This is a genomic window from Thiohalocapsa sp. (genome assembly GCF_022340605.1).
GTDB lineage: Bacteria > Pseudomonadota > Gammaproteobacteria > Chromatiales > Chromatiaceae > Thiohalocapsa.
In genome coordinates this window covers 40,674-58,824 of the sequence record NZ_JAJDNQ010000136.1, presented here as the reverse complement: position 1 = coordinate 58,824, position 18,151 = coordinate 40,674, and the positions used below count along the sequence as shown (strand labels likewise).

Genomic DNA, 18,151 nt, shown 5'->3' with positions numbered 1-18,151 from the left:
GCGGCGACGCCTCAGTGCAGGCCGTGCGGGTGCAGGGTCTCCGCCAGCAGCGGGGCCATGCGCCGCGGCAGCTTCGGCAGCCAGACCCAGCGGCCGTTGACCCAGACGAGGCCGTCGCCAGTGACGCCCGCGCGCTCGCCGGGCGTGGACCAGCGCCAGCACAGCCAGACGGGCGCGGGCAGGAGCCAGGGGGCGATGTCCCGCCAACCGGTTGGGAACGGCGCGCTGGCGGGGTTCGGGAAGCGCAGCAGGCCGGCGTTGGCGGCGTGGATGGCGAGCTCGCTGAGCCGGCCGCCGGGGGCGAGCCGCGGCGGGCGCCGGGCCAACTCCGCCAGCAGCGGCAGCAGGGCGTCGGCGAATGGGGCGTCGAACAGCGCGAGACAGTCCTCCCGCGCCGGCATCAGTGTGCGGGTGAAGGCCGGGTTGTCCAGGCCGCGCACCACCGGCTCCGCCGCCTGCGCAACCGTGGTCAGGGCCGCCATGGTCTCGGCGCGCGCCTCGGCGATCGCGGCCAGGCGCTCGACGGCGCGGGCCGCGGCGTCGGCCACCAGCGGCTCGGTGTCGGTGCCGAGCGCGGCGATGGCGTCCAGCGCATCCAGCGCCTCCAGCTCCGTGAGGCCCCAGATGGCGTGCAGCCGTGTTTCGGCGGCGGGGGTGTACAGCCGCTGCACCAAGGCGTCCTGGTCCAGCCAGGGCAGGGCGTTGGCGATGAGCCCGCGCAGCAGCGGCGGGCAGGTGTCCATGTCCAGCACCCGCAGCCAGGCCACCGGGTTACAGCTGTAGACCAGGTGCGGCTTGTGCCCGCCACGGCTCCAGGTGGCGAGCGCGGGCTCGCCGGCGACGGCGGGCGCCGTGGCCTGGCCGGCGTCGGCGGGTGTCCAGCCCAGCTCGGCGAGCCGCGCCGCGAGCCGCGCGAAGCCGAGCTCGGGATCGAGGATCAATACCCGCGTCAGGTCCAAGGGGCTCATGGGGCTTCCTCCAAGGTTGCCGTTGCGGTGATGCCGGCGCCCCAGCGGGCGAGCTTGGCGGGCTCGCCGCGGCCCTGCTTGTGGTACTCCGCCAGCACCCCGCGGTAGAGCGCCGCCGGCGGGATGGCGCCGTCCGCCGGGCCGTGCGCGGCGGCGGTGAGCACGGCGTTGCGGATCTGCCCCCCGGCCAGCTCGCAGTTGCCGGCCAGGAAGCGGCACGCCGCATCGCCCGGCGCCCGCGCGCCGAGGTGGCTGCGCCACAGCGCCAGGCGCTCGTCGAAGCCGGGTAGCGGGAACTCCAGGATCACGTCCAGCCGGCGGGTGAAGGCGGGGTCGATGCGCTCGCGGCTGTTGGTGGTGAGCAGCACGATGCCGGGATGGGTCTCGATGCGCGCCAGCAGAAAGTCGGTGAGCATGTTGGCGTAGCGCTCGCCGGTGTCCTTGCCGTCGGTGCGCCGCCCGAAGACGCCGTCCGCCTCGTCGAACAGCAGCACCACGTCCGCCGCCGCGGCCCGGTCCAGGAGCTGCGCCAGGTTCTTCTCGGACTCGCCGATGTACTTGTTCATGACGGCGGACAGGTCCACGCGGAACAGCGGCGCGCCGAGCCGGGTGGCGATGTGCCCGGCCGCCAGCGTCTTGCCGGTGCCGCTCTCGCCGACGAACAGCGCCCGCACGCCCGGCGTCGCGGTGGCCGCGAGCGTCGGCCCAAGGTGCTGCCACAGGATCTCGCGGCGGCGGGCGCGCAGGATCACCTCCTCGACGCCGGCGGCCACCGCGGCGGGCAGCACCAGCGCCTCCGCGGCCACGTCGCGCCCGAGCGGCTGCGCCAGGAGCCGAAGGTCGGCCGCCGCCTGCTCGCGGCGCGCCGCGGCCACGTGGGCCAGTGCGAGATCCTGTTCCGACTGCGCCGCCCGGGTACGCGCCTCGGCGCCGAGCCGCAGAATGACCGGGGCGCTGAGGCGGGCGCTGGCGAGGGTGTCCAGCAGCTCGGCCGGCGGCGGCCCGGTGCGCGGCCGGGCCTGTGCCGACCCGGTGCCGCGCGCCTTGGCTGGCGCATGGAGCCCGGCGCTCGCCGGCCCGGCCAGCGCCGCCAGCCAGAGGGCGCGCCGCTCCGCCGGGTCCGGCAGCGGCATGACGAGCTCGACGGCGCGGGCGCCGGCCACGCTCCCTTGCTCGCCGAGCAGCAGCACCAGCGGCAGGCGCGGCTGCACCCGCGGCAGCGCCAGCGCCTCGCCGGGGCCGGGTGCGGCGCGCAGCGCAACCAGCCGGCCGGCCAGCGCACAGCCGAGCCGCAGCGCGGGCTCCGCGAGCCAGTGCGCCAGATCCACGAGCAGTCCGCGCCGCCCCAGCAGCGCGGCCAGCGCCCCGGCCGCCTCGGCACGGCCGGAGCCCGGACCGCCGCGCAGCAGCACGCAGTCCGCGGCGTCGCCGCCCAACCCATCATCGGGCCCAGCGTCGAGCCCATGGCCCAATCGGGCCGCGAGGCCCGGCAGGGCGGCCTGAGCGGCGTTCGGCAGCACGTCGGCGGTGGGCAGGGGCTCGCAGCCGGGCCAATGCGGCTCGCCGCCGCAAAGGAGCTGCCACAGTCGCGGGTCCATGCGCAGGGTGCGCAGCGGCATGGGCAGATCGCCGGGGTGCTCCAGCAGGCCCAGATGCAGCGGCCGGCGCAGGGTCGCCTCGGCGTCCGGGGTTGGCTGGCCTAGCACGTCGCGCAGCAGGGCATTGCACAGGTGCAGCGTGGGCCGGGGCTCCCGCGCGGGTGCCTGCAGCGCGGCCAGGGCCACGCAGACCAGGTGCTCGCGCTCGACGCTCCCCACGAGACAGATCAGCAACAGCGCCGCGTCGGACAGGTGCTGCGTGTCGGTCAGCCGGGCCAGCGGCCGGTCGCCGTCGCGCAGTGCCGCCAGAGCCGCGACGATGTGCTCCCGCAGCAGCGCATCGGGCCAGTGGTCACCGGCAACCGCCGGCAGCGTCGGTGCTGTCTGCCGCAGCGCGTCGAGCAGGAGCCGGTAGCAGTCGTCGTCACGCGGCAGCGCCCGGCGCCAGAACAGCGCCAGCGTGGCCAGCACGAGCGAGCGCGCGAGGTCCGCAGGTGACGCGTCCCGGTCCGGCTCGGTGGGGATCGATGGGGACAGCACGCAGCTCATACCGGTGCCGGTTCGTCGTAATGGAAGGTCACGACCCGGCCCAGCCACGGCACCCAGCCCGGGTCGATGTCCAGCGCCGCCAGGCGCACCGGCAGCCGTACCGCCGCCAGCGGCCAGTGCAGGTCCAGGTGGGTGGGCGTGTGAAGCAGCCGCCCCGGCACCTGGAGCAGGGCGGGTTGCCAGACGGCGTCGACCGGGTAGAGCCGGCGGGCCAGGTCCATCAGCGGTGGCACGGCGGGCCAGGGCGGCAGCTCGAGCAGGTCCACGGGATCAGCCACGCCGATCCGCTCCGCCAGGAAGCGCGCCGCGGTACCGTCGGCGGACAGCGCCAGCGCGCGGCCCAGCCACCAGAGCCGCAGCCAGCCGTCCTCCGGCGTGCCGGATGCCGCCAGCAACGGCGCGACCTCCGGACGGTTCAGGAAGTTGATCAGGTAGAACAATCCGGCCTCGTCCACCGGCGGCCCGCCGGGCTCGGCATCGGCGGACGGTGACGATGGCCGCGGCTCCGACCGGGCCTCGGCAGCAGACGTAGTCTTGGACCTCGTCTCCGCCCCGGGTTCGGCCCTGATCTCGGTCCCGGTCTCGGTTGGCGCGGCGGCCGGCGTGACGGCAAGGGCTGCTCCCGTGGGCGGCTGGTCTGCGTGCGGCAACTCGCGAACGCGCAAGAGCGGATGCGGCCGCGCCGCCGGCGGGCGTGGGTTGCCGGGGGTTCCGGGCCTGTCACCCAAGCGGTGGTGCGAGAGAGGTTCCAATGCGGGGTCAGAGCCCATTGTCGACAGGGGCTCTGCGCCCCTTGGGGATGGCGGTGGCGCTGCTGTTGTCAGCGCCTCGTGCGTCGAAACGGGCTCTGATTCCTGGTCGCGGGGTGCGGTGGCCGGGGATGCGGTGAGGGCCAGCGTCACGGCATCGATGGCGGCGGCCGGCCCCGCCTGTGCTTGCGCCCGTGTCTGCGCCTGGAGGCGGCTGGGGCGCCACTCCAGCAGCAGCACGCAGGCCGCGAGCCGCGCGCGCTCGTCGCTGGTGGACAGGCCGGTGAGCGCCGGACGCCAGCGCTGTTCCTGGTGCGCGGGCAGCGGGTCCGTCCATGCCGGCGGCGGGGATGCCAACCGCCCGTCCGCGGCTGGGAGCTCCAGGCCCGTGGCGTGGGCCAGGCGCAATTGCAGGTCGCGGGCGGCGGCTTGATCCAGCAGCCGCCAGACCCGCGCCAGCGCGTGCAGCTCGCTGAGCCGCGCGCAGACGCTGCCGAGCCGCAGTGGCTCGCGCGCCAGCAGGGCGTGGATGGCGACGGCCGACGCCGGATCGCCGGCATCATTGGCCCGGCCTTGTAGCCGCAGCCGCGGGAGAAGCCGCCGCCAGTACCAGCGCGCGCCGGCCAGCCCGCGGGCGAGGTCGGCACAGAGCAGGGCGAGCAGGTCGTCGTAGTCGTCGAAGTAGACCGCCGGGGCATCGGCGGCACCGACATGCCCCGCGTGCACCGCGCCGTCCAGCAGGACGCGCGTCCGGGCCGCCGTCTCGCGGGCGACGCGCCCGAGGTCGGTGCGCACCCGGAGCTGTCGCAGGACCACCCACCGGCCGCCGCCGGCGCCCGGGCCGGACAGCCGCGGCCAGGCCGTGCGGTCCAGGGCGGCCAGTGCCCGCTCCCGGCGCGCGGCGTCCGCCCGCAGCCGCAGCCGGCCGACGACGACGTCGTCCGCGGCGAGGCGGGCCGGGTCCCGGGTTGGGGCTCGGATTGGGTCCCGGGCTGGGTCCACGCTGGCGGGGGATGGGCCGGTCATGAGCGGCGGCCTAGGCGAGCTTCTGCACCGCGGCGTTGGCCAGCACGGTGAAGCGCGTGGTGACCGTCGCCTGTACCGCGTCCAGGCGCACGATGTCGGCGACCGCGCCGCGCTCGTCCTGGTCCTGCACCCGGATCAGGCCGACGGGCCGCCGGGCGTCGTCGAGCAATTGCAGTTGTGCGCCGATGGCCGCCGGTCGGTTGAGCTGCACCCGCAGCACCTCGCCGAGGGCGAGCCTGCGCGGCGGCACGGCCACCTTGCCGCGGAGGATTTCCTGCGGGTCGGCACGGGCGGCGACGATAACGGTGGCGCGGATCATGTCTCTCAGCGCCGAGCGGGCGTCGGCGCCGGCCGCGTCGGCGAGCTGGCGGAACCACCAGCCCACCAGCTCGGCGGCGGTGCGGGTGTTGTCGAAGTCGGCCGCCTCGGCGTCGGCGAGGCCCGGCCAGCGGCCCACCTGGTCCACGAGCAGCCGGTCGTCCTCGGCGAGCTGCGCCCAGCGCAGCCGGAGCGACGGCTGCATGGCCGCGAGGCGCCGGCGCAGGCAGCCGATGCACTGTTCCAGCCGGTTGTGCAGTTGCTGCGCGGCGCGCTGGAGGCCGCCGCTGCCGCCGCTGAGGAGGTCGGACAGGGACAGCACCTGGGCGCTGGCGTCGTTGTAGCCGGCCAGGGAGCCCGCCGGCCGCGGCGCGCGCTTAGCACCGAAGGCGCCGAGCAGGGTGGTGTTGGCCAGCAGCAGCGGCGCCAGGTGGCCGGCGAGGGCGGCGCTGTAGACGGGCGCGACCGCGCGCTGGGTGCGCTGCTTCAGCCGCTCGCCGCGCAGCGCGTAGAGGTATTCCTGGCGCACCGGGGCCGGCAGTTGCTGGCGCAGCGGCCGCAGCACCGCCCAGGCGTCCATGGGCACCTCCAGCAAGGCGTCGAAGAACGGGCTCAGCTCGGCGTCCAGCGCGATGTCCGTCTCCCAGTCGCAGCCGGGTACCGGGTCGCCGGGGTTGGCGTGGCGCAGCGACAGCGGGTCCGCCAGCGCCATGCTCACCGGCGCGGCGCGCTCGCGCACGTAGAAGAGTCCGCGCACGCGGGTGCCCAGGATGTCCATGCGTTGCAGGTGCTCGCCGCGCACCCGTGCGAAGTCCTCGGTGCTGAGGGTGCGGGCGACGCCGTAGTCGCCCAGGCGCTCCTCGCGGCGGCGCTCGAGGCCGTCCAGGCGCTGGCGGCTCTCCTCGATCTGGCTGGCGAGCTTCTCCAGGCTGGTCTCCTGGCTGATGCGCAGCCGCAGCGCCGCCTCCAGCTCCGACTCGATGGCGTCGTAACGCCCCTCCATCAGCGCGATGCGGCGGGTCAGGAGCTGGCCGGCGGCGAACAGCCCCTGGTAGCGCGCCTGGATGCCGTTGATCTCGCCGCTGTCGGCGCTCGCGCCACCGGCGGGCAGGTCGGGCAGGTCCTTGGGGTCCGTCAGGCCGCCGAGGCCCTCCAGCTCGCCGCGGATCTGCGCCGCCTCGGCCTCTTCGAACTGCGCGCCCAGGGTCTCCAGCAGCTGCGTCATGCCGCGGAAGGCCACCGCGTAGGCGTTGACCTCCGGGCGGATCTGGTCGAGGGCCCCGAAGCGGTAGCTCTGGCCCTGGAACGCCGGCTCGGTGATGGCGCGCTTGGGCGCTGCCTTGAGCCGGTTCAACTGCGCGAACTTCAGGCCCAGCTCCACGGTGGAGGCATTCGCGTCCCGCAGCCTGGAGCTGGCCGGGATGCCCTTCACGGCGGACTGGAGGAAGCTCCCCCGCGCGCCCGCGGCCTGGATGCCGGAGCCGCTGGTATTGGTGCTGCCGCCGGTGGTGGCCCTCGCCGCCTGGACGCCGCTGAAGGCGTTGGCGAAGTTGAACGAGTCCGCGAGCTGCACGGGCTGGTCCAGGCTGAGGGTGCCGATGGAGCTGAGCGAGATCCCGGCGCCGGTGCCGCCGCTCGGGGGCGCGCTGCCGCCGCTGTCGCCGCCGCCGTCGGCCTGGCCACCCCCGCTGGCGTCGCCGCCGCCGTCGCTGCCGCTGGCGCCCACCAGCTCGGTGAAGGGCAGCCAGCGTGCCACCTGCAGCCCGCTGCCGTCGCCGGCGACGCCGCCGGCCAGGGACGCGAGCGACACGGTCTGGCTGTCGAGCTGCTGGCGTTGCAGCAGCACGTAGTCGCGGGTCTTCTCCAGACGCTGGCGCAGCGTGCGGATGCGGTTGTCCGTGCGCTCCATCTCCACCTGGGTGGTGCGGTACTGCACCACCAGGCCGTTGACGGCGGGTGTCGGCGGCGCCGGCGGCGCGCCGTCGTTGGCGGCGAGCCAGTCGGCGTAGCCCTGCGGCGCTGCCGGATTCGGCGCGTCGTAGGGGTAGAGATCGGGCGGGTCGGCCGGCCCGGCCGTCAGCGCATCGCGCCGGGCGCCCTTGAAGCGGTCGTAGAAGGCCGCCGGCGTCTCCAGCACGGGCTCCGGCGTCGGCAGCGCCAGGGCCTTGACCTCGGCGGTGCTGAGGTCGCCCTGGTCGAGCAGGTGGTAGAGCCGGTCGAATTCCCGGTGCCAGTCCAGCCAGGCCAGGTGGGCGCGGCGGTGGCAGCGGTACAGGTCGTCCGCGAGCTTGGCGTCGATGACCGGGATGTCCAGCAGGTCCGGCCGATAGTCCGCGGCGGATAGCGCCAGCAGCAGGCGCAGGCGCTCGCCGTTGGGTTGGCGCAGGTCCACCGGGTTGCGCTCCAGGTGGCGCTGCACCAGGTCCGGCACGGCGGCCTCGCGCACCGGCACCATGTCCACGGCGACGTGCGCCGGCAGCCAGCGCAGCCGCGGGCGCGCCGGCGCGCGGGCGGCCGCGTCCTCCAGCAGCTCCAGCGGCAGCTCGCCGGCGGCGGGCAGGAGGCCGAGCTTGAGGCCCGCTTCCAGGGCGTCGCCGACATTGCCGCCAGCGCCGAGGGCCGCGTCCCGCGCCGCGAACAGGGCGTCGCGGCTCTGCGCCAGCAGCACCCGGTGGCCGGCGCCCGCCAACGCCGGGTAGCGGCCGGCGGACTGGGAGAACCAGCCCAGCGCATAACCGAGGTCGGCAAGCGGGGTGTCCGCATCGGCGTCCTGCCAGCGCACCGTGGGGTCGCCCGCGAGGGCCTCCAGGCGCAGCAGGCCCAGCGGCACCGCGTGGCCCATGTCGCGCAGGAAGGCGCCGTCCACGTTGTCCGCGGCGATGCGGTTGGCCAGCTCCGCGGCCGTCATCGCGGCGAGGGCCGCGGCGCTGATGGGCAGGCGCCGCAGCGCCAGGCTGCCGATGGCCACGGTGCGCAGATCCCGGTTTGGGTCCAGCTCGGCGCGCTGGCAAGGGTCGATGCCGGGGCTCGCGTCCCAGGGCAGGTAGCGGCGGCCGAGCACCAGGTAGTGCACGCCGGCGGCGCTGCCGGCGCCGGTGTCGCGCAGGTAGCGGCGCACGAGATCACACCAGGTATCCCGCACGGTGCCGTAGAGCCCGAGCGCCCGGCCGTTGCCGGCCACCGCGAGCCCGGCGCGCACCCGCAGGCCCTCGCCGGCCGGGGCGCCGTCGCGGGGCGGCAGCAGATCCACCTCCAGGCCGTGCAGCACGCCCGGCGCGTGGCCCGCGAGCAGCGGTGCCAGGCGGGCGTCGGCGTATGCCTGGAGCTGGTCGAAAGCCTGCTCGCCCATGGCACGGCTCGGGAACAGGTTCGGGCGGGACAGGGCGCCGGTGTCGAGGGCGGTGAGTTGGATCATGCGGGGGTGCTCCTCGTGCGGGGCGCGGCGGGTCAGGCCTCGGCGCGGGCGGCTTCGTCCCAGCGCTTGCGCAGGTCCGTGTCGGCGCCGAGGTCTTTCAGCACTTGCGCCATGGCCGCGGCGGTGCCGGTGTCGGCCAGCCGCTCCACCAGCAGGTCCAGCGCCTTGCGCAGGGACTCGGCCTTGGCCAGGGCCAGCAGGGTCTGCCAGGTCATGGCGTCGTAGCGCTGGCCGATGACCATGAGCAGCTCGGCGCAGGCGTAGACGGTGTCGGCGTCGTCCTTGGCGCCGGCGCGGAGCTGCTTGAAGGCGTCGGTGGCGGCCGTGCCCTGCGGCGGGCGCAGGCGCCCGAGGTGCGTCCAGTCCAGGCGCTCCAGCAGCAGGGCGTTCTCGTCGACGATGCGCTCCGGGACTTCGGTGGGTGTGGCGGGCGGCGTGCTCGTGCTGTCCCCGGGCGGCGCATCCGGTGCCGGCACGCTGCTGCCGCGCGCCAGCACGATGCCGCTGATGGTGGTCTCGGCGGTGCGGGTGGGGCGGCGCACGTAGCGCAGCCCGTCTTGGGGCACCAGCGCCCAGATGGCCTGCCAGGTGGTGGTGTCGAGGTCGAGCTGATGCCGCGCCGGCAGCGGGTTCAGGCGCAGGCTGAGCGGGTCCAGGCGTGGCAGGAGCCGCGGCGGCGTGTCCGTGGGCTTCGGCGCCGCCGACTCCAGCGCGGTGGCGTAGCGGCCGAAGTCGAGGTTGCCGAGTGGCGCCAGCACGATGATGTCGGCGCCCTCGGCGCTGCCACCGGCGCTCAGGTTGAGCGGCGGCAGCGGCATGGACTCGCGCAGCACCAGGTCCAGGTCGGCGCGGCGGATGGGGCTGATCCAGACATTGTATTGCTCCGGGAAGAAGCCCTGACGCCCGCTGACGGGGTCGAAGGCGTCCTTCGGCGCGCTGCCCGCCGGCGGCAGCAGCGGGAAGTACTCCGCCGCCGGGAAGTCGGCGCCGAGACCGCCGGCGCGCCGCCGCGCCAGCACGTCCGCGAGCAGCGCCTGGTAGCGGCGGTGCAGGTCCCATTGCACGTCGTCCGGGTCCGGCGCCGTGCGCGCCGGCTGGCGCAGCAGCTCCGGGTCCAGCCACTGCGGGCGGTCGTCGGCGATGGCGAGCACGCCGAGCGGCAGGCCGTCCTCCGGCAGCGTCGGGATGGCCAGCTCGCCGACGGCGGCGCGGGCCATCAGCTCGGCGCGGATGGCGAGCGGCTGACCGATGGGCGAGGCGCCGGGAATCGGCACCAGCCCCAGTGTCGCGCCTTCCACGGTAATGGCGTACTGTCCGGTGCGCGGCGCGGCGAGGTCCGTCGGAAAGACCTCGGCGCGGCCGTCGCCCTGCTCGGCGTACTTCAGCACCAGGGCGTAGAGCCCCCGCGGCAGGCGGGTGTACTCGCCGGCGTTGAGGCTGGCGATGGCGGCGCGGTCGCCCAGGTCTACCGTGAGGGGATCGGTCAGCTCCAGCACCCGGCCGGCGCCGCTGATGCCGAGGCCGGGCGCGACGGTGAGGACGCTCGTGTTGGTGTCCAGCACCGCCGCCAGCCCCTGCACGACGCCACTGCCGACCACACGGCCGAACTCCCGCAGCCGCCGATCCAGGTAGATCTGATCGCGGGTGAGGTCGTCGGCGGTGAGCAGGCGGCCGTCGAAGTAGCGGCTGCGGGTGAGCCGCGGGTCGAGGTCGGCGCTGCCCTGGACGGTCTCCGCCGCGAGACCGGCGGTGCCAAGGGGGACGAAGGCGGGCGTTGTGCTCATGCTTGGCCTCGTTTCTCTTGCGGGGCGGTGGCGGCCGGGCGGCGCTGGCATCAGCCGCCGCGCGCCAGGCGCGCGAGCTGGGCGGCGGTGGTGACGAAGGGCCGGATCAGGTTGTCCACGGCGATGTGCGCCGGGTTGACGACGATGTTGTCCAGGTCCGGCGCCTGCATGCTGAGCCTGGCCAGCGGCACCTTCGCCGCGGCGGCCGGGTCCGGCGGCTCCGGGGCGGGCGTGGCGTCGTCGTCGAACAGGTGCAGCAGTCGGGCGTGCAGCCGCAATTGCGCCGCGGCCTCCGGCGTGTCGGTCGTCGCCTGCACGGCGGCTTCCTCGTCGGCCGTCAGCTCCGGCACTGCCGGGTGGCGCGGCCAGGGGTGATAACCGGCCGCGGCGGCGGCGGGCGGCTCGGGCGCCAGGGTCAGTGCCACGCCGTCGGCGATGCGGCTCGGCTGTACCGCGTCGGTGGAAAGGTTGAGCTTGCGTGCCAGCACCGGCTGCGCCGCCACCGGGCAGTCCGCGTAGCGCACCGTGAGCAGCAGCCGCAGCGTGCCGCCGTCGGTGCCCTCGGCCAGCGCCGTGGCGGATTGCGCCTGGAGCCAGGCGCGCAGATCCAGGCAATGGGTTTCGGTGATCATGAGCTCACGGCCCAGGGCGTCGATGGCGAGCCCGGGGCCCACCAGCACGCGGGTCAGCATGTCCGCGTCCGGCGTGTCGCTCTCGGCCGGGTCCAGCCAGACCCTTAAGCCTGCAATGGTGCCGGCGCCGTGCAGCCAGTACTGCTGGCGGGTGAGCCGGCGGCGGTGATACGTCTGCTCGGCGCGGGTGGCCTCGAGCCCGAGCAGCATGCCGGCCTCGTAGGCGACCCGGCGCAGCGGCTCGTCCAGCGCGCTGTCCTCGCGCAGCGTGGTGTCGTCGCCCGGGCTGGAATCCGTGCTGCTCATGGGTTGGAACCTCCGGTGCGGGCGCCGGGTATGCGGCTCATGCCGCCGGCCCCCGTTGCAGGTGGATGGGCGACAGCGCGGGGGCGTTCACCAGCAGACCCTCCCGGCCGATGTAGGTGTCGTCGAGCCGCACCCGGCGCGGTGGTGGCCGCCGCTCGAGGAAGGTGTCCACGGCCAGCAGCGGCGCCAGGCCCAGCACGAAGGGGTGCTCGGTGGGCACGATGCGCCACTGCACCCGCGCGGGCATCTCGGCGGCGAGGCAGTCGCGCACCTGTGCCTCCTGCGCCCGCGCCGGGCCGTGCAGCAGCACGCTGACGCGGTGGGCGTAGCGCTCGAAGAACGCCGTGACGGCGGCCTGCTCCTCCAGGCCGGCGACCTCGGGGGCGAACAGGGCCAGTACCTCCGGCACGTCGGCCTCGGACAGGAACAGGCTGTCGCCGACGATGCTGTTGGCGTTGGCGCCGGTGCCGAGGGTGAGCGGGTGGTCGCTGTCGTCCATGTCGAGCCCGAGCACCGTCGCCATGGTGCGTCGTAGCCGAAAGTTCTCCACCACGACGACCTCGCCACGGCCGACGCCGCCGTCGGTGACGATGTCCAGCGCCAACTGCACGCCGGCCAGGGTGCCGCGGCGGCGCTGGATCTCGGTGCCCTCGCGGAGTTGCCGGCGGCGGCGCTGCTCCGGCCACCAGTCCGGCGCGCTCATGCCGAGAGCCTCGGCGAGCCAGCCGATCTGCGCTGCCGGCATGCTGTCAGGGTGCAGCAGGGCCTCGCCGGCCTTGATGCGCCCCTCGATGGGGGTCAGCACGCCCTCGAAGGCGGCCAGCAGCCGCTCGCGCACGTCGGCGCCGTTGGCGGGTGCATCGGGCGTCGGCGGGGCGTTGGGGTCCAGTTGCTGGCGGAACAGCTCGGGCAGGTACGCCTCTTGGTAGGAGAACCGCGGCGCGTAGACGCGGATGCCGTGGATGGCCGGGGTCTGCCTGCCGTCGGAGGTGAACAGGAAGCGCAGTTGCAGGAAGCGCCCGCGCAACCCGCGGCTCGCGCCGGTGCGCCGCTGCAGCAGCAGCTCGAACAGCCCGGACTCGCCGCGCACGGGCGCCAGCAGCGGCCGGCTGCCGGGCAGCTCGGTGCCGATGGGGTTCCAGGCGAGCGCCGGCTGCTCGATGAAGGGCAGCGCCGCGCGGGTGTCGGGGTCGTCGAAGACCTTGGCGAAGATGCGAATGCCGCAGCCGGGCGGGATGCAGCCCTCGAGGTACAGCCGGTGCCAGAGGTTGCCGGCGGCACCGGAGTCCAGCCCCTTGCCATGGTCACCGAGCCTGGGCGTCACCCGGGCGGCCGAGTGGTATGCGGGCCGCGGCAGCGAAAGCAGCACCGGGGTTGGTTGCAGCGTTGGTGCCGGGCGAGCCGGCTCGGGCCGGGCCGGGTAGCGCAGGCGCCCGTCCGCGGAAGCGATCAAGCGGTCGCCGGCGGGCCGGCGCAGCGGGTGGCGCTCGCGGATCAGGCGGGCCGGGGGCGGGGCTTCGGCGGCGTCGCCGTCTGCCGCCAGGTCGGGTGACAGCTCCCAGACGGGACAGTCCGGGTGGCGGAGGGCGCTGGCGGGCACGGCCTCGGCGGGCGGCTCCGGCGTGGGCGGCAGGGTCGCGAGCCGGCCGTCCGGCAGCAGGCCCAGATCGATGCAGAAGGGGGCGCCGGCCAGCGTGAAGACCTGCCAGGGCGCCGCCGGGTCGTCGCTCGCCGGTCGCGTCAGGATGGCCTGGTCGTCGCCGTCGTGGGCGAGCAGGAACAGGGCGTCGGCGTCCGCCGCCAGCGCCAGCGGCGCCCAGGGTGCCGGCAGCGGCCAGGTCCAGTCGACGCGCAGCGGGTGCGGGTTGACGGTGCGCGGCTCGAAGCGCTCCGGCCGCGGCTGGTAGGGCAGCGGCAGGGGCTCGCCCAGCAGGCGCAGCAGGGTGGTGTCGCTCAGGGCCCAGACGGTGGCGTCCGCGGCGACGACCGCCCGCAGCAGCGGGGCGTCCAGCGCCAGCGCCACATGCCAGCGCCGGCGCAGGTCGAACAACAGCAGCCCGTGCGCGGCGGCGCCGTCGCTGTAGGGCGCGGCGAGCCGGGCGGTCTGGCCCGGGCCGTCGTCGCCGACGGTGCCGATAGTGAGGTCCGTGAAGCGCCCGGCGGGGGCGGTGACCGGGTGCAGGTCGCCGTCCAGCAGCGGCGTGGCGCCGTCGCCCACGTCGATGTGGATACCGCTGCCGTCCGCGGCGAGCCTGCCGAGCTGGCCGAAGGCGTCCCGCACCAGGGGTTTCGCATCGCGCCAGCGCGTGAGCGCCTCCGCCATCGGCAGGTCCGGCAGGTTCAGGGTTTGATCCTGGGCCAGCACCAGCGCGCGGCGCCCGGCGTCCCAGCGGAAGCGGGACGAGCCGTGCGCGAGCTCCTCGGGCTCGCGCATCAAAAAGAACGGGGTGCCGTTGATGTCCACGCGCGTGCGGCTCCGATCAGCACAGGTCCGGGATTACCGGCGCCGGCACGCGGCGGTGGTCACCGCCGCCGGCCGGCAGGTCGCCGAGGCCGGCGGGCAGGGTCGGGTCGGCGCTGCCGCCTCGCACCTGCACGCCCACCAGGTCGGGCAACTGATAGTCGGTGAGCACCAACTCGCCGGTGGACACCGCGCGCCAGGGTCCGGCATTGGGGCCGGCGTTGGACGGGCCGCGGGCGAACAGGGTCAGCTTGTTCACCGCGCGTACGCCGCCGACGCGGGCGACCTGCACCGCGATCTCCGCCGCCCGCACCGCGGTGCCCAGCCCCCAGCCCTGGCCGCTCGCGCCGCCCGGCGCCAGCGGCCACAGGAAGCCGGCCAGCGCCTGGCGCACGGCGAGCAGGGTCGCCTGCTCGGTGGTGGCGTCCGCCACGTCCACGGCGACGCCCAAGGCAAGCTGCACGTATTCCGCGCTCAGCACGTAGAGCTCGGTGCCGACGCTGACCCGCGCCAGCAGGTAGTCGAAGACGTCCCGCAGCAGCCCCGGGGTCGGGCGCGGCGTGGCGGCCACCGCCGCCGGCGGCCCCGGCGGCACCACGAAGACGCTCACCACACCGGGCACGTCCCGGCGCAGGGTGCGGATGCTGGTGCCCGGTAGCAGTCCCGGCACGACCTCGGCGCGGGCGACGGGGTTGATGGGGTTGTCCGCTGCCAGCAGCCGGAAGTCCGCGGCGGTGACGGCGCGGTTGCGGTGGGCGAGGAACTGCGGGATGCGGCGCTCGGCGCGGGCGACGTCCTCGGCGTCGATGCCGCCCTCGAGCGGGCGCTCCTGGCGCACGCGCAGGTCCGGCGTGCTGGCGACGGACTTGAGGCTGTCCTTGGGCAGGTTGGACGCCGCACCGCCGCCGTGGCGGTAGCGGGCGGCGCGGATGCGCTTGCCGGCCCGCGGGCGGCGGCCGTTGATGCCGTCGCCGAAGTGCACGCGCCCGGCGCGGGCGTCGAGCCGGTAGACCTGCGCGCTGTCCGGCTGGCCGTAGAGGATGTCCACCCCGGTCCAGTCCACCCAGCGGCCGGTGTCTTCCACTTGCAGCGCCAGGCTGGCGGGGTCCACGTCCAGGTCCGGCAGGTCCAGCACCTGGTCCGGCTGGCCGGTGCCGAGGCCGAGCATGAGGTCGGTGCGCAGACCCTGGGCGGTGACGGCGACCGCGTTGATGCCGATCCAGCCGAGCGGGAAGTCCGGCTCGCCGGGGCAGGCGAGCCTGAGCCAAAGCGCCACTCGCGCCGGGTCCACCTGCTCCGGCAGCTCCGGCGGGCGCTGGCCGACGCCGGCCTCCAGCGGGTCGGCGACGGCGAGGTCCTGCATCAGCGTGGCGTTGCGCGGCAGTCTGAGCCGCACGACGCCGGGGCGCCGGGCGCCGCCGCTGGCATCGGCCGCCACCTCCAGCGGCAGGGCGCGGATCTGCTCGACCCCGGCGCCGTCGGTCTCGCGCACCAGGAGCTCCCAGGTGAGCGCGCGGTCCGGCAGCTCGGCGGCGAGGCCGTCGGCGTCCGTGCCGGTTGCGGCGGGGGGCATGAGACCGATGTTCAGCACCTTGCCGGCGAGGTCGGCGCGCAGCTCGCCAATGTTGCCGCCGGCGCTGCGGGGCAGCGCCAGGGCCAGGTAGTAGCAGTGATCCAGGCTGCCGGCGAGGGTCAGGGGCTCGTCGGCGGGCTGGAAGTGCCGGGGTCGGAAGGCCTGCGGTGTCTCGTCGGCGGCGAGGCCGTGCTGGGCACGCAGGTCCTCCAGCGTGTAGCCGAGGGTCTCCAGCAGGTCCGGCGCCAGGGCCTCCTTGGCGACCACGTGCAGGAGCAGCGGCAGCGGCTGCACCTCGCCCTCGGTGGTGCAGTCGATGCCGGCGCCCGAGACGGTGCTGTCCGCCGGCACCAGCGGCTGCACCCGGCTGCTGCGCGCCGGTGGGTCGATGCACGCCAGCCCGCGGGCCGGCCGGGCGGCGCGGATGGGCACCTGGAGCAGGTTCAGGACCACCCGGCGCTGGCGCTCCGGGATGGCGTTGGCCCGGAACAGGATGGTCTCGGTGAGCCAGGCGAACAGGTCCGTGAACGCGTGCAGCGGGTCGCCGGGGGCGATCTGGGTCAGCTCCGGCAGGTGCCCGGCGAGCCGCGCCCGGGCCTCGGCCACGAGGTCGTCGAAGCGGCGGTCGTCCAGGTTCGGCACGGGCAGTGGCATGGTGAGGGGCTCCGTTGTGCTGCGCGCGCTGCTCAGGCGCCGCCGGCGCCGAAGGCGGGTGCCCCGGCGGCCGCATCGCTCAGGGCGAGGCTCAGGGTGAGGCCGAGCGCCGTCGGCACGCCGGTGTGCTTCGGCAGGTAGCGGATGGTGATGTGCGCGGCGGCCGGGTCCTGCGGGTCCGCGACCACCTCGACGGCCTGCACGCGGATGCGCGGCTCCCAGTGCGCCAGCGCCTTGCGCACGCGGGCGGCGATCATGGAGCGGGTGGTCTCGTTGTTCGGCTCGTGCACGAAGTCCAGCAGCCCGGCGCCGAAGGTGGGCCGCAGCAGCCGCTCGCCCGGGCGGGTGAGCAGGATGGCGAGGATCACCTGGCGGAAGCTGTCGTCGTCCCGTGCCCAGGCGTAGCGGCCGTCCTTGTTCAGGCCGTCGAGGCTCCAGCTCAGGATGGTGGGCGTGGCGGTGCTCATGCGGGCGTCGGCTCCGGGCCGTCAGGTGCGCTTGGGGAAGGGCAGGCAGATGCGCACCCAGGGCAGCCAGAAGAAAAGGATGTTCAACAGCGCGATCATGATCATCAGCAGGATCATGGCCACCAGGGTGATCACCGGCAGGCTGAAGGAGCAGATCCACTGGATACCGAGGCCGGGACCGCCGGGCTCGCCGATGACGTCTTCCGACGCGCCCTTGTTGAGCTTCAGCGCGTTGATCAGGTTCTGGGTGTCCGGCGGAATCAGCATGGCCGCGCCCTTGGCCATGCCGCGGCGCAGATCGTCCAGCGACGGCATCTGCACCAGGGTCGGGCGGCTCGCGTCCGGGTCGAAGGGGGCGGCGACGCGAAAGCGCGTGCTGCGCACGGCGTTGCCCCAGGTGACGCGCTCGCAGCCGTCGTCGTCGCGGGTGCGCAGGAAGGGCAGCACCTGGAACAGGTCGTCCGGACCCTGCTGGAACTTCGGTACCGGGACCTCGCTACCGAGGCGCTCGGCGATGGCGAGGACCCGGCCGCCGAGGGCCTCGCGCAGCTCCTCGGCGTCGTCGGCGGTGATGGTAAGCGAGGCGTCCAGCGCGCCGCCGTCTCGGGGGCGTGCCGGCAGCGGCGTGTCGGCCGTATCGCCCGCGCGGTCGCGTTCGGCGAGCCAGCGCACCAGGGCGTTGGGCTGTCCGCTCGACTGGACGGCCGCGTGGGCGGACAGGTAATCCAGCAAGCTGAAGCCGGCGCTGAAGCGCTGCGCCGCGGCCCAGGCGGCGAGGTCGAGGTTGTCGTCGTCGCGTGCCGGCGCCTCGCCCAGGTGATAGCGCTGCACCAGGAGCCGCAGCACGGCCACGAAGATCGCGTTGGGCCGGCCCGCCTGCACCAGCCGCGCCTGGCTCGTGTGCCAATGGCGGGCCAGGCTGCCGGTGCGGTTCAGCGGGTCGGGGAGCGTGCCGCGGTCCGCGGCGATCAGCGCGTTGCCGGCGGCGTTGTCCAGTGCCTTTCCCGGCGGGTGGTACTGTCCGCCGAGGGGCAGGAAGCCGAACAGCACCGTGCGCGGGCGCCCGTCCGGGCCGGTCACCGCGAGCGGTTGCAGCGGGTGGGTCTCCTCGCCGGTGTAGGCGGCGGGCGCCGGCGCCGGGCGCGGGCGGGCGCGGCTGCCCGGGTTGCGCAGGCGCTCCAGTTTCAGGCGGCGCTGGTGGAGGCGGCGCTTGAGGTCCGGGTCGCGGTCGGGCGCGGCCGCGCCGCCGGGGCTGTCCTGGGCCAGCGGCTGCCAGCCGGCGGGGCTGCCGTCGTCGATGCGCCAGAGCCGCTCGGCGCCGCCGCCGACGCGGCGGATCACGAAGCCGGCGGAGACGATGCGCGCCGGGTCCAGCGCCGGGCGGCCGGGGCGCTCGCAGACCGCCTCGCAGGCGATGAGATAAAACGTCCGATGCAGCGGCAGCCGCAGCACCAGGGCGTCGTCGTGGCGGCTGAAGCGGTCCGTCTGCTGCCAGTCGGCCGCGGCCGGGTCGGCGAGGGTGCCGGCGTCGAGCGCCTGGCGGAAGCGCGGCACGAAGTCCGTGTCCAGGTAGCGGTGCAGCGCGCAGCCGCCGCCCGGTGCGTAGTGCGGCGCGGTGAGCAGGACGGGATGAGTGCTCGCTGGCATGGCC

The 18,151-nt window shown here is 75.3% G+C and carries 10 protein-coding genes; all 10 read right to left on the bottom strand.

Annotated features, from left to right (window positions below; translation table 11 throughout):
- Positions 1–11: 11 nt before the first annotated feature.
- The 10 genes from LJE69_RS16670 to LJE69_RS16625 are packed head-to-tail and all read right to left on the bottom strand — an operon-like array spanning position 12 to position 18,147.
- Positions 12–968, bottom strand: a complete 957-nt coding sequence (locus LJE69_RS16670) for a hypothetical protein (protein WP_296927151.1) — start codon at positions 966–968, stop codon at positions 12–14.
- Positions 965–3,115: an ATP-binding protein gene (locus tag LJE69_RS16665; RefSeq protein ID WP_296927150.1), complete on the bottom strand. Its 2,151-nt coding sequence runs from the start codon at positions 3,113–3,115 to the stop codon at positions 965–967. The genes LJE69_RS16670 and LJE69_RS16665 overlap by 4 nt, the downstream gene beginning before the upstream one ends.
- Entirely contained in the window at positions 3,112–4,890 is a 1,779-nt protein-coding gene (locus LJE69_RS16660) for a hypothetical protein (RefSeq protein WP_296927149.1), read from the bottom strand. Before LJE69_RS16660 ends, LJE69_RS16665 begins: the two co-directional genes overlap by 4 nt.
- 10 nt (positions 4,891–4,900) lie before the next feature.
- A complete protein-coding gene (locus LJE69_RS16655; protein WP_296927148.1) occupies positions 4,901–8,623 on the bottom strand; it encodes a hypothetical protein in 3,723 nt (1,240 codons plus the stop codon).
- 32 nt (positions 8,624–8,655) lie between these two features.
- Positions 8,656–10,407, bottom strand: coding sequence for a hypothetical protein (locus LJE69_RS16650; RefSeq protein WP_296927147.1), 1,752 nt, complete (start codon positions 10,405–10,407; stop codon positions 8,656–8,658).
- A gap of 50 nt (positions 10,408–10,457) precedes the next feature.
- A complete protein-coding gene (locus tag LJE69_RS16645) occupies positions 10,458–11,345 on the bottom strand; it encodes a hypothetical protein (protein ID WP_296927146.1) in 888 nt (295 codons plus the stop codon).
- Between the two features lie 37 nt (positions 11,346–11,382).
- A complete protein-coding gene (locus LJE69_RS16640) occupies positions 11,383–13,809 on the bottom strand; it encodes a phage tail protein (RefSeq protein ID WP_296927145.1) in 2,427 nt (808 codons plus the stop codon).
- 16 nt (positions 13,810–13,825) lie between these two features.
- Positions 13,826–16,033, bottom strand: coding sequence for a baseplate J/gp47 family protein (locus tag LJE69_RS16635; RefSeq protein ID WP_296927144.1), 2,208 nt, complete (start codon positions 16,031–16,033; stop codon positions 13,826–13,828).
- 32 nt (positions 16,034–16,065) lie between these two features.
- Positions 16,066–16,500, bottom strand: coding sequence for a GPW/gp25 family protein (locus LJE69_RS16630; protein ID WP_296927143.1), 435 nt, complete (start codon positions 16,498–16,500; stop codon positions 16,066–16,068).
- Between the two features lie 21 nt (positions 16,501–16,521).
- Positions 16,522–18,147, bottom strand: coding sequence for a hypothetical protein (locus LJE69_RS16625; RefSeq protein ID WP_296927142.1), 1,626 nt, complete (start codon positions 18,145–18,147; stop codon positions 16,522–16,524).
- Positions 18,148–18,151: the final 4 nt, after the last annotated feature.

What these genes read in the sequence shown, in the direction of transcription:
- LJE69_RS16630 (WP_296927143.1), bottom strand. Translation starts at nt 16,500, where the DNA reads ATGAGCACCGCCACGCCCACCATCCTGAGCTGGAGCCTCGACGGCCTG.
- LJE69_RS16645 (WP_296927146.1), bottom strand. Translation starts at nt 11,345, where the DNA reads ATGAGCAGCACGGATTCCAGCCCGGGCGACGACACCACGCTGCGCGAG.
- LJE69_RS16670 (WP_296927151.1), bottom strand. Translation starts at nt 968, where the DNA reads ATGAGCCCCTTGGACCTGACGCGGGTATTGATCCTCGATCCCGAGCTC.
- LJE69_RS16625 (WP_296927142.1), bottom strand. Translation starts at nt 18,147, where the DNA reads ATGCCAGCGAGCACTCATCCCGTCCTGCTCACCGCGCCGCACTACGCA.
- LJE69_RS16635 (WP_296927144.1), bottom strand. Translation starts at nt 16,033, where the DNA reads ATGCCACTGCCCGTGCCGAACCTGGACGACCGCCGCTTCGACGACCTC.
- LJE69_RS16655 (WP_296927148.1), bottom strand. Translation starts at nt 8,623, where the DNA reads ATGATCCAACTCACCGCCCTCGACACCGGCGCCCTGTCCCGCCCGAAC.
- LJE69_RS16650 (WP_296927147.1), bottom strand. Translation starts at nt 10,407, where the DNA reads ATGAGCACAACGCCCGCCTTCGTCCCCCTTGGCACCGCCGGTCTCGCG.
- LJE69_RS16660 (WP_296927149.1), bottom strand. Translation starts at nt 4,890, where the DNA reads ATGACCGGCCCATCCCCCGCCAGCGTGGACCCAGCCCGGGACCCAATC.
- LJE69_RS16665 (WP_296927150.1), bottom strand. Translation starts at nt 3,115, where the DNA reads ATGAGCTGCGTGCTGTCCCCATCGATCCCCACCGAGCCGGACCGGGAC.